This is a genomic window from Paenibacillus eucommiae, assembly GCF_017874215.1.
GTDB classification, from domain to species: domain Bacteria; phylum Bacillota; class Bacilli; order Paenibacillales; family NBRC-103111; genus Paenibacillus_AI; species Paenibacillus_AI eucommiae.
The window spans coordinates 149,676-163,834 of record NZ_JAGGLB010000023.1; the positions used below are offsets into that span (position 1 = coordinate 149,676).

At 48.1% G+C, this 14,159-nt stretch carries 14 protein-coding genes; 4 read left to right on the plus strand and 10 right to left on the minus strand.

All coding sequences use genetic code 11. From position 1 onward, the window contains the following. Nucleotides 1-70 precede the first annotated feature (70 nt). From hisJ to J2Z66_RS27900, 10 genes are all read right to left on the minus strand, one after another. Nucleotides 71-877 (minus strand): histidinol-phosphatase HisJ, encoded by an 807-nt coding sequence (hisJ, locus tag J2Z66_RS27855; RefSeq protein WP_209976018.1) that lies wholly within the window; start codon nt 875-877, stop codon nt 71-73. 23 nt (nt 878-900) lie between these two features. Then, complete coding sequence (hisIE, locus tag J2Z66_RS27860; RefSeq protein ID WP_209976019.1) at nt 901-1,569, minus strand: bifunctional phosphoribosyl-AMP cyclohydrolase/phosphoribosyl-ATP diphosphatase HisIE; 669 nt, start codon at nt 1,567-1,569, stop codon at nt 901-903. Beyond that, nucleotides 1,566-2,324 carry an imidazole glycerol phosphate synthase subunit HisF gene (gene hisF, locus J2Z66_RS27865; RefSeq protein WP_209976020.1) on the minus strand — a complete coding sequence of 253 codons (759 nt, stop codon included), beginning with the start codon at nt 2,322-2,324 and terminating at the stop codon, nt 1,566-1,568. Before hisF ends, hisIE begins: the two co-directional genes overlap by 4 nt. Nucleotides 2,325-2,382: 58 nt before the next feature. After that, nucleotides 2,383-3,000, minus strand: coding sequence for an imidazole glycerol phosphate synthase subunit HisH (gene hisH, locus J2Z66_RS27870; protein ID WP_209976021.1), 618 nt, complete (start codon nt 2,998-3,000; stop codon nt 2,383-2,385). A gap of 3 nt (nt 3,001-3,003) precedes the next feature. Further along, nucleotides 3,004-3,615 carry an imidazoleglycerol-phosphate dehydratase HisB gene (gene hisB / locus J2Z66_RS27875; protein WP_209976022.1) on the minus strand — a complete coding sequence of 204 codons (612 nt, stop codon included), beginning with the start codon at nt 3,613-3,615 and terminating at the stop codon, nt 3,004-3,006. Then, on the minus strand, nt 3,608-4,897 hold the full coding sequence (hisD, locus tag J2Z66_RS27880; RefSeq protein WP_209976023.1) for a histidinol dehydrogenase: 1,290 nt from the start codon (nt 4,895-4,897) through the stop codon (nt 3,608-3,610). Before hisD ends, hisB begins: the two co-directional genes overlap by 8 nt. 20 nt (nt 4,898-4,917) lie before the next feature. Beyond that, nucleotides 4,918-5,556: an ATP phosphoribosyltransferase gene (gene hisG / locus J2Z66_RS27885; RefSeq protein ID WP_209976024.1), complete on the minus strand. Its 639-nt coding sequence runs from the start codon at nt 5,554-5,556 to the stop codon at nt 4,918-4,920. 24 nt (nt 5,557-5,580) lie between these two features. Next, complete coding sequence (locus tag J2Z66_RS27890) at nt 5,581-6,822, minus strand: ATP phosphoribosyltransferase regulatory subunit (RefSeq protein ID WP_209976025.1); 1,242 nt, start codon at nt 6,820-6,822, stop codon at nt 5,581-5,583. A 1,007-nt stretch (nt 6,823-7,829) separates the two neighbouring features. Then, the gene (locus J2Z66_RS27895) at nt 7,830-8,561 is read right to left on the minus strand and encodes a ZIP family metal transporter (protein ID WP_209976026.1); all 732 of its coding nucleotides are present in this window, start codon (nt 8,559-8,561) and stop codon (nt 7,830-7,832) included. A gap of 268 nt (nt 8,562-8,829) precedes the next feature. Beyond that, on the minus strand, nt 8,830-9,315 hold the full coding sequence (locus J2Z66_RS27900; protein ID WP_209976027.1) for an acyltransferase: 486 nt from the start codon (nt 9,313-9,315) through the stop codon (nt 8,830-8,832). Between the two features lie 430 nt (nt 9,316-9,745). Here J2Z66_RS27900 and J2Z66_RS27905 point away from each other — a divergent pair, with 430 nt between their 5' ends. The 4 genes from J2Z66_RS27905 (at nt 9,746) to pstA (ending at nt 13,943) form a co-directional block, all read left to right on the plus strand. Beyond that, nucleotides 9,746-11,149, plus strand: coding sequence for a stalk domain-containing protein (locus tag J2Z66_RS27905; RefSeq protein WP_209976028.1), 1,404 nt, complete (start codon nt 9,746-9,748; stop codon nt 11,147-11,149). A gap of 24 nt (nt 11,150-11,173) precedes the next feature. Continuing rightward, nucleotides 11,174-12,028, plus strand: a complete 855-nt coding sequence (locus J2Z66_RS27910) for a phosphate ABC transporter substrate-binding protein (RefSeq protein WP_209976029.1) — start codon at nt 11,174-11,176, stop codon at nt 12,026-12,028. A 119-nt stretch (nt 12,029-12,147) separates the two neighbouring features. Then, nucleotides 12,148-13,065, plus strand: coding sequence for a phosphate ABC transporter permease subunit PstC (pstC, locus tag J2Z66_RS27915; RefSeq protein ID WP_209976048.1), 918 nt, complete (start codon nt 12,148-12,150; stop codon nt 13,063-13,065). Further along, the gene (gene pstA, locus J2Z66_RS27920) at nt 13,062-13,943 is read left to right on the plus strand and encodes a phosphate ABC transporter permease PstA (RefSeq protein WP_209976030.1); all 882 of its coding nucleotides are present in this window, start codon (nt 13,062-13,064) and stop codon (nt 13,941-13,943) included. The genes pstC and pstA overlap by 4 nt, the downstream gene beginning before the upstream one ends. The last annotated feature ends 216 nt before the right edge of the window (nt 13,944-14,159 follow it).

Here is a 14,159-nt window from a genome sequence, read left to right on the forward strand (position 1 = left end):
TAAAAAAATAAATATCAAGGAAAGTCTAGCTTCTTGTTCCCTTTATCATTATACATGATAGACAGTAAATTTAAAAAGCAACAAGAGTACGCTTTCTGGCTGAAAATGTGGCTATTTCGTTAAATCCTATTTCTTTTAACTGCTCTGCGGCCAAATCCAGATATTGAGCCAGCCGCTCAGGCTGGTGGCAATCGGAACCGATGGTCAGCGGAATCCCCTGCGCATAGCAATATTCCAGCAGTCTCCTGCTGGGAAACATTTCCTCACATGGCATTCGCAGGCCTGACGCGTTCAGCTCAATGGCCAGCCCCTGCTCCTTTACCGTGTCTAGCGCCGCCTTCTCCAGCTTCCATGGATCGCGATCCGGCTTGTAGCCAAAGCGCTTAATCACATCGATATGGCCGATGAAGTCGTAAAAGCCCGTGCGCGCGGCTTTGGAGACGGCATCGTAATATTGCTCGTAAACCTCATAGATATCGCGCCTCTCCCAGCCTGCCAGCTGCCGGTGGTCGGAGATATCCCATTCGCCCAGGAAATGCACCGAGCCAATCACATAATCCCAAGGGTAAGCCTGTATTATGCTCTCGATTTCCGTTTCATAGCCTTCTATATAGTCTCCTTCAAGACCGATGCGGATGTCGATCTGCTCCTTATACTTTTCCTTCAGCAGAATACATTCCTCCACATAGCGGGGCAGCTCTTCCTTGGACATCGCCATGCCGGGCAAATAGGTGGCCGGATCCACATGCAGAAGCGGCATATGGTCGGACAGCCCCAATTGCGCAAGCCCGAGCTCTATGCCACGTCTGACGTACTCTTCCAGCTCGCCCGAAGCGTGACCGCAGCGCACATGATGGGTATGATAATCAATCAGCATTGCTGGATCAATCCTCCGGTCCTCTATTTTTTCAGATGCCTGCGCTCAAGCTCCATCAGCACATCATCAAGTGGAAGCTTGGAATCACGCAGCAGGACCATCAGGTGAAAAATAAGGTCACTCACTTCATAGCGAAGCTCGTCATGATCTTTATTTTTTGCCGCTATAATGACTTCCGCAGTTTCCTCGCCGACCTTCTTAAGGATCTTGTCGACGCCCTTCTCGAATAAATAGGTTGTATAAGCACCCTCCGGCCGCTCTGCATACCTTGAAGCAATAACGGATTCCAGGGAGGAAAGAATGGCAAATCTGTCTCCTGCAGCCGGTGCATCACTTGACTGCTGCTCCGATTCCAGCTGCACTGAATTGGTGAAGCAGGTGTATGTGCCTGTATGACAAGCTGCGCCCTGCTGTTCAACCAGAACTAGCAATGTATCCGCGTCGCAATCATAACGCAGTGCTTTCACTTGCTGTGTATGTCCCGAAGTAGCCCCTTTGTTCCAGAACTCTTGACGCGAGCGGCTCCAAAACCACGTTTGTCCGCTCTGTACGGTACGTTGTATAGACTCACGATTCATATAAGCCAGCATTAGCACGTCTTTGCTTAATGCATCCTGTACGATAGCAGGAACAAGCCCCTGCTCGTCGAAAACTATCGAATCCGCAATTTGTTCCCATGATAGCTGTGTCAACGAATTTCCACTCCCTTACCCCTAAGATCATCTTTAACTTGTTGAATCGTCAATTCTTTATAATGAAAAATCGTCGCCGCGAGTCCCGCATCCGCTTTGCCCTCTGTAAATACATCATAGAAATGATCTATATTTCCCGCTCCGCCGGAGGCAATGACAGGAATGGCTACCGTCTCGGAGACTGCCCTTGTTAGCTTAAGGTCGAAGCCATCCTTCGTACCGTCAGCATCCATGCTCGTCAACAAAATTTCGCCGGCTCCAAGCTCCTCGATACGCTTTACCCATTCCAGCGCTTTGATGCCAGTTGCTTTACGGCCTCCGTGTGTGAATACTTCCCACTCGCCCCACTGCTCATTGAACTTCGCATCTACGGCAACTACAATACACTGCGAGCCAAAGCGTCTTGCCCCATCAGAGACAAGCTGAGGATTGGTCACCGCCGCTGTATTGATGCCGATCTTATCAGCACCTGCGCGCAGCAGACGCTTCATGTCATCCACACTGGCAATGCCTCCGCCAACAGTAAATGGAATCGTAATTTCACCAGCCGTTTTACGAACAACCTCAACCATCGTAGCTCTGCCTTCGTAAGAAGCCGAAATATCGAGAAACACGAGCTCGTCTGCGCCCTCACGATCATAGATTGCAGCCAGCTCAACCGGATCTCCCGCATCGCGGAGGTTAACGAAATTCACACCCTTTACTACCCGTCCGTCCTTCACATCCAGGCAGGGAATGATTCTTTTGGCTAACATAAGCGTTCCTCCCCACGTGCTTTAGTTATTCTTTAGTTATCCTCTAGTTTTGAACCATCTAGTTATGGACCACATTACTGCATAAATCAAGAAAGTTGTTCAACAGCTGCATGCCGACCGCACCACTTTTCTCCGGGTGGAACTGCATACCATAAATATTGTTTCTGCCAACAACAGCCGTTACAGGCTGATTATAGTCGGTAACAGCGATCAGGTCCGCTTCGCTCTCCGGCAGCACATGATAAGAGTGAACGAAGTAAACGTACCCTTCCTCAAGTCCGCTAAGCAGCGGGCTGCTGCGCACGAAATTCAGCCGGTTCCATCCCATATGAGGAACTTTGTAATCTCCACGGAAGCGCACCACTTTGCCTGGCAGCAAGTTTAAGCCCTCATGGCTGCCGTGCTCTTCACTTGTAGTGAACAGCAGCTGCATCCCTAAACAAATGCCAAGCAGCGGCTTGCCTGATTGCGCATAGCTGATCACTACATCATGCAGGTTCGCTTCGCGCAGATGCTCCATAGCATCTCCGAAAGCGCCGACACCTGGAAGAATCGCTCCATCCGCAGCCATAATCTCCTCGGGATCAGAGGTGACCAGCGCTTCGTAACCAAGCCGTTCAACCGCTTTGCTAACGCTGTGCAGATTGCCCATTCCATAATCGATAATAGCTATCATAAGTTACAGCACCCCCTTCGTAGAAGGTACCCCCAGTACACGGGGATCGATGGAAGTCGCTTCGTCCAGAGCCCGGCCCAATGCTTTGAAAATTGCTTCAATCATATGATGCGTGTTCTGTCCGTAGTGAACAATGACATGCAGCGTAATACGTGCTTCAAGTGCAAACTTCCACAGAAACTCATGAACCAGCTCCGTAGTAAAGCTGCCTACTGTAGCCGAAGGGTATTCAGCGCGATATTCGAAATGCGGACGGTTGCTAATATCAATGATAACTTGCGCTAACGCTTCATCCATGGGCACGAACACGCTAGCATAGCGTTTGATTCCTCTTTTATCACCCAAAGCCTCACGGAGCGTATGACCCAGACAAATTCCGATATCCTCTACCGTATGATGATCATCAATATCAATATCCCCATTAGCGGCAACTGTCAAATCAAAATGACCGTGCTTGGTAAACAAGTCGAGCATATGGTTCAAAAAGGGAACATCGGTCTCTAACTTGGAAATCCCCAGTCCATCCACCTGGAAGGTGAGCTGAATGTCGGTTTCATTCGTTTTGCGGGAGATACTTGCTATACGTTCTGAACGTTCAATCTGCTGATCAGCCATGATTATTTCCTTCTTTCTCTAAACGAACTTGAATTGCTCTGGCATGTCCTTCCAAGCCTTCATTGCGGGCTAACGTCATAATTTGCTGTCCGTTTGCCAGCAGGGCTTCCTTGCTATAGTGAATTACACTGGATTTTTTGATAAAATCGTCCACGCTCAGCGGAGATGAAAAGCGGGCGGTGCCGTTCGTTGGCAGCACATGGTTCGGACCGGCGAAATAATCGCCAACCGGCTCGGAGCTGTATGGCCCCAGGAATATCGCTCCCGCATTTTCTATGCGCGGCAGGTAAGTAAATGGCTCCGCAACCAGCAGCTCCAGATGCTCTGGAGCCAGCCGGTTCACCACGCTGATCGCTTCATCCAAGCTATCGACCAGCAGGATCGCTCCATAATCGCGAATCGATTGAGCGGCTATGTCCTTGCGCGGCAGCAGCGCCAGCTGACGCTCCACCTCGGCCTGCACCTGCTCGGCGAGCTTCCTCGACGGTGTAATCAGGATGGCCGATGCCATCTCGTCATGCTCCGCTTGCGAGAGCAGGTCTGCGGCCGCATAGGCCGCATCAGCCGTCTCGTCAGCGATGACGGCGATCTCGCTTGGGCCGGCGATGCTGTCGATATCGACGACGCCGAACACGCTGCGCTTCGCCAGCGCCACATAGATGTTGCCCGGCCCCACGATCTTATCGACCGGCGGGATCGACTCTGTGCCGTAGGCGAGCGCTGCTACAGCCTGCGCGCCGCCGACGCGGTAGATCTCCCGCACGCCCGCCTCTGCGGCCGCAACCAGGATGTGCGGGTTGATGCCATCCTGCCCATTGGTAGCCGGAGGCGTCACCATGACGATCTCCGGCACGCCCGCCACCTGCGCAGGGATGGCGTTCATCAATACGGAGGAAGGGTATGCCGCCTTCCCTCCGGGCACGTACAAGCCGACCCGCTTCAGCGGCCGGATGACTTGTCCCAGCAGGCTGCCGTCGGCCTGCAGGTCCATCCAGGACGTGCGTTTCTGCCGCTCATGGAACGCACGGATGTTCACGGCGGCTGCACGCAGCGCCGCCACAAAAGCGGCGTCCACCTGCGCGTACGCCGCCTGCACTTCCTCGTCGGTGACGCGCAGCTCACCGACGCTTACACGGTCGAACTGCTGCGCGAAGCGGCGCAGCGCAGCGTCGCCCTCCTGCCGCACAGCTTCGATGATGCGGCGTGTGCTTTCATTTTGCTCGGCTGAGCCGTATTCGACCTCGCGGTTTAATGCAAATTCGCCGGCAGGTATAATCCGCATCTCTCATCTTCCTTCCCAAATCATACAAATTTAAGCTCAGGTATAACCTTCTGCAGCTGATCGCATAAATGCTGGATCGCTTCATTCTTCATCCGATAGCTTACCCTGTTAGCGATTAAACGGCTGGTAATCTGGAAAATTTCCTCCTGCTCCACAAGCCCGTTCTCATACAAGGTTTGCCCTGTCTCCACCATATCTACAATCCGGTCGGCGAGGCCGATCAGCGGCGCAAGCTCAATGGAGCCATTCAGCTTAATGACCTCCACCTGCTGACCCTGCTCGCGAAAATATTGCGAAGCCACATTCGGATACTTCGTCGCAACCCGCGGATTGAGCACCGGCTTCCAATCAGGCAGCCCAATTACCGACATCCGGCAGCGGGCAATCCCGAGGTCCAGCAGCTCGTAGACATTGCGGTGATCCTCAAGCAGCACATCCTTGCCCACAACGCCTATATCGGCCACGCCGTACTCCACATAAGTCGGAACATCCACCGGCTTTGCCAGAATAAACTCCATCCGTGCAGCCGGAACCGGAATAATCAGCCTGCGCGAGTCCTCGAAATCCTCCGAAATCGGCAGCCCGGCGTCGCGGAACAGCTTTGCAGCCTGTTTATAAATTCGCCCCTTGGGCATCGCTACTTTTAATATATCGTCCATTGTCCTGCCTCCTATACTTGCTTTCTACTCCCGGTCAAGAACAGCGTCCAGCGCCGGCAAAGCAAGTCCAAACGCAAGCACATCGCTGTACAGATTGCCTTCCACCTGAACCTGCCCGTTTGGCAGGCGCTTCAGGCCATTTAACAAGCCAGCATCGAGCCCTGACAGGCACGTCACTACCTGGATGCCATCCTCGGAGCGTAGCCCCTGGGCCTTCTGTAAAGCTTCCTGTCTGCACTCCGCAGTATATACGATTAACGTGGGAAGTGCAGCTTCTATCGCTTCTTGGCTAATAACCTCCAGGATGCGGGTCGTCTTTAACGCAAAGCCTGTAGCTGGAGCCGGTCGGCCAAACTGTCCCAGCAAATTGTCGTACCTGCCACCGCTGCAAACAGGAAATCCTAAATCGGATGAAAAGCCTTCAAATGTCATCCCCGTATAATAGGAAAAATCGCCGATCATCGTCAAATCGATGACTACCTGCTCGCTAACCCCATACGCCTTCAGCACATTCCACACTTCGCACATATGGCGGATAGCTTCCTGAGCAATTGGATCCTGAGTTACCATGCGGGCTTGCTCGCAAATTTCTTCCCCTCCGCGCAACCGCAGGAAGCCTAACAGCTCCTTCTGGACATGCGGCGGGAGCTCCAAAGACTGGATGGCATCTCTATACCCGACATAATCACGGTTCAACAGACAATCCTTGAGCAGCTTCTGTGCTTCCACATTACCGCCAAGCGTCTCGCGAAACAATCCATTCAAGAAACCGACATGACCGAGCGCAATCTTAAACTTGTTAACACCAGCTGCCTGCAGCGAAGCGATAGCTAACGCTATAACCTCAGCATCCGCTTCTGACGAACCGTCACCAACCAGTTCAACACCTGTCTGGAAAAACTCGGCATCACGTCCTGCTTCTTCTTCAATCGCACGGAAAACATTCGAATGATAAGATAAGCGCAGCGGAAATTTATGCTCCTTGAGCAGCGAAGACACGACACGGGCAATCGGCGCCGTCATTTCTGAACGCAATACAAGCGTCGTCCCTTTACGATCCAATAGTTTAAACAACTTCTTATCTTCTGTGGAGCTGGCGGCCCCTACCGTATCATAAAACTCCAAGGTAGGCGTAATGATTTGGTTATATCCCCAGCGTTCCATACATGTGAGCACACTATGCTCAATATTGCGCAGCTTCGCAACAGCCTCCGGCAAATAATCCTTAACACCAATCGGCTTTTCAAAAACTTTAGGTTTTGACAAAACGTATCACTCCGAACCTATATTCTTCAAGTTATTTTCCATTCGCTTTAGCGCGATACCATACTACCAAAATAAAGAATGTACGGTAATTTTAACATGTAACCTATGGAGCGTCAACGAATTTCTAGCGAATTCCTGTCTCTCACACAAGAAAAACACCTTGCGGAGTCCTTTGAAGTACGAGTTCGTGACGTAGGTGCGTTACGGGAGGGAAGGGCTGTGGGCTCCAGCCGCTGTTAAAAATTTGTTCCCTTGAATGGTATAAATGAGGAGGTAGGAACAAATCTTTAAAGGCGGACGCTATCGCTCTTCCACTCACAGCCCTTCCCTCTCTTTTGCTACAATCACACGAATTACACGAACACCAAGCTCAAACGGACTGCCAACAAGGGTCTTTCTCTTGATTGGAGGGGATTTCCCCGCGGGCCAAGCCGCTGGGACTGAAGAACGGCCCCATCAGCGCGCACAACAGAGAGGATCTCCTACTTAACGATGTTTTTCATCACTAAAAGCACCAGCTTCTCTCCACATCCTTCTTTAACGATGAAAAACATCGTTAAAATCCCTTTTATCCACCCAGAAAGCCCATCAGGCCTGTTTTAACGATGAAAAACATCATTAACGTGACCGATCGACCTGGAAACACTAACTTTAACGATGATTTTCATCGTTAAGTGCAGCACACGTTCCATTCAGGAGACAACATCCCTTCACTCCCAGCTTCAAATTACCGAACCTGCCACACTCAAACGGACTGCTAACAAATCCAGCAGAATCCAGCAGATGCCAACGGAGGTTGCATTCTGAGGGAAGGGGATAGTGGCGATAGGGAAAATCTATGCTTCCTTTCTGATCCCTTGGAGATTAAATGGAAATTCCGGTTACTTTATCACTGCAAAGCTGCACTACACGATAGTCGCTTTTACTCCAGGCATCCCCCAAAGACCTATACTTTCTAAAAAAACCACAAATAAAGCACACCGTTCCCTGAGGAAACCATGCGCTTATTATCCAAAAATATAACTGATATAAACCATGATAAGCATCCCGAAAATAAAAGAATACGTAGAAGGCCTCTCGTGTCCATGCGCATGACTTTCCGGAATCAATTCTTTATACACGATAAATATCATCGCACCTGAGGCAAAGGCAAGCCCGTATCCAATTAATGCTTCTATGTAGCTCGCGGCAAAAAATCCAATGATAGCCGATACTACTTCCACCAGGCCGGTAAGGGCAACGATAAGAAACATTTTCAGCTTACTGACTCTTGAGTTTAAAAGAAAAACCGCTAATATTAAACCCTCCGGCATGTTCTGGGCACCGATGGCAATTGCTACCATTGGCCCTAAGGCATCATTTTGGCTGGCATAGCTAAACCCCGTACTCAGGCCTTCAGGAATATTGTGAATAAACAATGCGATAATGACAAGCAAGGACTTAGCATCAAAGGAGCTGATTCCAGAGTCATTCTCAACATCAATATGTGAAATGTTCTTTTCTATCAGATCCAGGACAGCAATTCCAATAATAAAGCCGATCGTCAGCGCCATAATGCCGGATTCTTTTATAGCCTGGGGCATTAGCCCGAAGGTTGAAGCGGAAACCATGATTCCCGCCGTAAACGCAATTAGAATATCCTTCCATTTTTCGGAAAGACGCTTTACGAACAGTAGAGGAATCGCTCCCAGCATAGTTGCCATCGCAGAAATAAAGCTTCCAATTATAGCTGTCTCCATCTTGATTACCCCTCTGAATATCAGCAAGTCTCTATACGGTACGTTTGTCCATTCTATAATAACTATGCCTTGTCCCGCAAAGATTATTCCTTGTCAACCAAAATTCCTGGTTAGATATGGCTGCTTAGATATGCTGTTTAGATCTCCTGTTTAGATCTCTTGCTTAGGTCTCCTGCCTAGATCTCCTGCTCATGTCTCCTGCCTAGATCTCCTGCTTATGTCTCCTGCCTAGGTCTCCTGCTTTGGTGTCCTGTTTAGACGTCCGGTTTTACTTTCCTTCCCTGATCACCTGAAGAGGATTCCCCGCTACGAAGCTATGGGCCGCTACATCCTTATGAACCACAGAACCAGCGCCAATAATGGCATAATCACCAATTGTTACCCCTGGCAAAATCGTCGTATTCGCCCCAATCATGACATGAGAGCCTATATGAACCTCGCCTAAGCGATACTCTTGGATCAAATACTCATGTGCCAGAATGGTCGTATTGTATCCGATAATCGTATTGCTTCCGATGTGAATTTTTTCCGGAAAAAACACATCTACCATCACCATCAGCGCAAATGCGGTATTGTCCCCAACCTTCATGCCGAGCATTCGGCGGTATATCCAATTTTTGAAGCGCAGCGAAGGTGAATAGCGGCTAATTTGAATCCAAATAAAGTTCCGAAAACCCTTCCACCTGCTAACAGTGTGATAAATCTGCCATAGTGCATTCGATCCTTCAACAGGATATTTATCCGTTCTTCTCATCCCTTATAATCCATTCGAATCGTCCTGTTCATATTTGGCCCCTTATATTGTAATTGATCCATTCTTGGAACTGATCCAAACTGATCCATTAATAGTTAATATTCATTTACATTCATTTAACACTCATTCACTTTAGTGCGATACCATGCTACCAAATTAAAGAACTTATGATTATTTTAGCATGTAACACTTGGAGCGTCAATGAATTTCCGACTCTTCCTGGACTGTACATCCTGTTTATCACGCACAAATCAAAGCGGCTATAAAGCTTGAAATATTAAATATTTCCTTAACATAAAGCGGCTATTCCGTTAACAAAAGTATGGGATTATGTGAGTAAGACAGCAATTGTTTGGTTTTGGGGAGGGATACAAAGCAGCAGTGATGATTGTCCGTTTCACATTAAAACAAAGATCAGGACGGGTGAACCATGAAAAGTAAATTATTGAACAGCTTTCTAGTTTTAAGTGTGGCATCTGCGATTTCTATTGGCGCGGCTGGCGCAGCAGGTACAGAGGCAGCGAAAGAGCCGATCACTGTAACAACCCTGAGCAAAGAAGGCAAGCCTTTTAACGTTAGAACTGTACATAACCACAATGCAACGCTTTATTCCGTCCGCGATCTGGCGGCAGTCATGGGGGCTTCAGTCCAATATTCAGATGCTACCCGCACCATCGAACTGACGGCAGATAATCGTGTAGAACTATGGGCGGACTCCCCCACATACACAGTAAATACCAAGGAATTTACTTATTCGAGCGTTCCCCAGAATGTAGATGGCTCCGTCTTTGTTGAGCTCGAGAAAACGATCGAAGCAATCGGAGGCAGCGTAATTACCGACGATTCGGGAGTAAAAACGATCAACACATTGCAGCTGCTCAGCGGTACTTTCAGCAACCCTCGTTGGGTCGGCGAAGACAGCATCATAGCTGTTAAGGAAGACAGCGAAAATAATCTTTATAAAATTAATCCGAAGACTTTAAAAAGCGAGCTTCTCTCCAACGATCCCAACGCTGCAGGGCTAATCGTATCTCCAGATGGTGTTTATGGAGCTTATACAAACGACAAAGCCGAGCTAGTATTAATGAATTTGGAAAACGGCGCTGCTTATAAGCCCAGCAAAGATACATCCTTGAAAACCGACTTAGTCTGGTCCGCAGACAGCAAGAAAATTTATTTCATTCAAGGGGATAATCAAGACAAAATCGCCTATCTGAATATCCAAACCAAAGAAATCATCAAGCTTTTGGAAGATAAAGTGAATTACAAATCCGAGCTGCGCGTGTCCTCTGATGAAAAAAAGCTGCTTTACATTGTAAATGTAACGGGTGCAGCTAAAAACGACAGCAACAGCACAGAAGAATCACTATCCATTGATTTTTCCGGCGCGGGTACACAACTATTTGAGTTTGACACCACAGTTAAAGATGCCAAGCCAAAAAAATTGGCTGCTGGCAGTGACAACAAGCTGTATGTGAATATATTGAGCAGCGGCCAGGCGATTTATGTAAGCTTCGAGACCGAAGGTTTAAATCAGAGCGGCTCTTTAAAAATGATCGGAGCTGACCTTGCAGCCACAAACTTGGTTTCCGATTTGGATGTAGACTTCAGTGCGTTGACGAATTCCGGCCAAATCGTAGTGTCAGGAAAAGATTCAAGTGATGATACCGTTGTATCTATCGTTAGTACTACTGGTACAAAAACTCCTATTTTCAAAACTAAAGAAGACATTTCTGAAATTATCGTATCAGGAGATGGCACTAAAATAGTCGGCATTGCAGACGGGAAAGTCGTCTTCATTCACAATGACAGCATGGCCGAGCTAACTAAATAGAAGCCAAAAGGAGACTAACTACTCATGAAATTGTTAAATAAGTTTTCAGTCCTAGCCTTATCAGCCGTATTGTTATTTGGCGGAGCTGCGGCAACCGAAGCGAAGTCCACCTTAAAAGGCAAAATCACCATTAATGGCTCCACAGCCCTACTCCCGCTCACTCTGCAAGCAACTAAGGAATTTAAAAAGCTGCACCCCGGCGTTTCTATCGCCGCTTCCGGTAAAGGCTCCGTCACAGGCCCTCAAGCTGTAAAAAAAGGAATCGCGGATATCGGCGCATGTGACTGGGACGCGAGCGTCGATGTACCGGGTTTCAAAAAGTTCGATGGGCAGGTAGCCAATAAGGTGGCTGTAATCCCTTTTGCCGCTGTCGTGAACAAAAATGTGAAGGTCGATAATCTGACTACAGCACAAATCAAAGGTATTTTTACAGGTAAAATTACGAATTGGAAAGAAGTTGGCGGAGCTGACGCGGATATCGTTGTAATTAACCGGTCTTTTGGATCAGGTACTCGTGTTAACTTTCAAATGAAAGCCATGGATGGCGTAGAAACGGTCAAAAAAGAGAGCAATTACAAAGAAGTAGGTTCCAGCGGGGATATGAAAACCAATGTTTCTAGCACTCCTAATGCCATCGGGTACATTGATTTGGTTTATGTCAGCAGCGATTTAAAAGCAGTCAAAATTAACAATGTTGAGCCTACAACAGACAACGTTATCAACGGTTCTTACAAAGTCTGGTCTTACGGCTATTATATGACCAAAGGACAGCCTACAGGTGCTACAAAAGCGTTTATTGAATATGTTCAAAGCAAACAGTTTCAAGACAGCTCTCTGAAAAAAATGAAGTTCATTCCAATCTCAGCTATGGATAAATAATATTTATACACTGTACTTATCTTAACAATACAGCCAGCCTCCCTACGAATTGCGGGGCTGGCTGCTTTATGGAGGTCAACACTTTGGACAAGGGAGCTTTGGAGAAACGTACGCAGTCCATGCAGCCGAGCGTACACCCAGGGAAGCGATTTTCGTTTAATCGCCAGAGCCGGATCAGAATCACCAATTTCATTTTTAAATATTATTTTTTAGTTTGCATTTTAACGCTTTGCTTTGTTCTGGGTTTGGTCATATTCTTAGTCGGCCAGACTGGTTTAATGACCTTTCAACATATTTCTCCATTGGAGTTTTTCCTATCCTTCAATTGGACTCCAGAAGAAGACCAGTTCGGTGCTGCCTCCTTAATCATCAACACCCTGCTGCTGACAGGCTTGACCTTGCTGTTCGCTGTCCCTGCATCCGTTGGCATCGCCATATTTATTGCCGAGATTGCTCCGCAAAGCTTGAAGCGTATCATTCGTCCTGTTCTTGACATGCTGGTCGGTATTCCTTCCGTTGTATATGGATATATAGGATTAACTGTATTAATCCCGATCATCAGGCAATATTCCGGAGAAAACCTGGGAGACGGCTTGCTGGCAGCATCCTTAGTACTGACACTGATGATTTTGCCAACTGTAAGCAGAATCAGCGATGATGCGATTGTGGCAGTGCCAGAAAGCTTTCGTGAAGCGGCTTACGCCTTAGGATCGACACGTTTTCAAATGATTAGACTTGTCGTGCTGCCCTCAGCTGGACGCGGCATTATGTCCGCCATCATTCTCGGCATGGCACGGGCAATCGGAGAAACTATGGCCGTGGTCATGGTAATCGGCAATACACCCCAGCTGGTCAAAAGCTTAATTGCTCCTACTGCTGTGTTAACCAGCAATATTGTCATGCAGGTTTCCAATGTTGAGTTCGAATCCACATGGAACTATGCGCTCTATATGATGGCATTTTTATTGCTGATCATTTCTCTCCTATTGATTATTTCAATCAGGATTATACGGCTTAAAAAGGAGAAGCACTCATGAACGGGACCTTTGGTACCAGGCACAGTAAATTGTCCAGCAGAATTGACCGTCTTGCCACTTTTGGATTTTGGCTGCTTTCCATGCTGCTGATGCTTGTCATCGTTTGGCTGCTTTTCACCATCTTGAAAAACGGAATTTTCAAAATCAACCTGGATTTCCTCACCAAATTGCCTGATGAAATGGAGGCTGGGGGAGGAATTGGCCCCGTACTGTTTAATTCTCTGTATGTGCTTGTCCTTTCCCTAATATTTTCGCTGCCAATCGGCATTGGCGCTGGGATTTATATGGCCGAATATGCTCCAGCAAATAAATTTACAGAAGGATTAAGAATTTGTGTAGAAGGATTGGCCTCCGTGCCTTCAATTATTTTCGGGCTTCTGGGCTTGGCCATTTTCGTCGAATTTTTTCACATCGGTCTCACTATTCTTGGAGGCTCCATCAGCTTGGCTCTGCTCAATCTTCCAGTTTTGACGAGGGTGACCGAGGAAGCAGTTCGTGCCGTGCCGCGTGAAATACGCGAAGCCTCCTTCGCCCTGGGTGCCTCCAAATTTCAGTGCATCCGCACTGCGGTTCTGCCAGCAGCTCTGCACGGTATCGTAACGGGAGTCTGCCTTGTGTCGGGTCGTGCTTTCGGGGAATCAGCAGTCATCATTCTAACCGCGGGTCTAAGTACATCAGGTGAGTTACTAAATTTCAACCTGTTCGACCCCGGAGCGACATTGGCCGTTCATCTTTGGTATGTACAATCTGAAGCAATAGTGCCCGATGCTCGGGAAATCGCTGATAAATCTGCGGCGGTACTGGTGCTTTTTGTACTTATTATCAACCTGCTTTTCCGCTTCCCTCTCTGGCTGAAAGAACGCAAATTAAAAAAGTGAGAATAAATAAACGCCTTGCGGCGTCCTTTGATGTGCGTGTTCGTGACTTAGGTGCGTTGCGGAGGGAATGGCTGTGGGCTCCAGCCGCTGTTAAAGATTTCTTCCCTTGAATAGAATGGATGTAGAGGTTGGAACCAATCCTTAAAGGCGGACGCTATCGGTCTTCCTCCCACAGCCACTCCCTCTCTTTAGCTACAATCGCACGAACACCAAGCT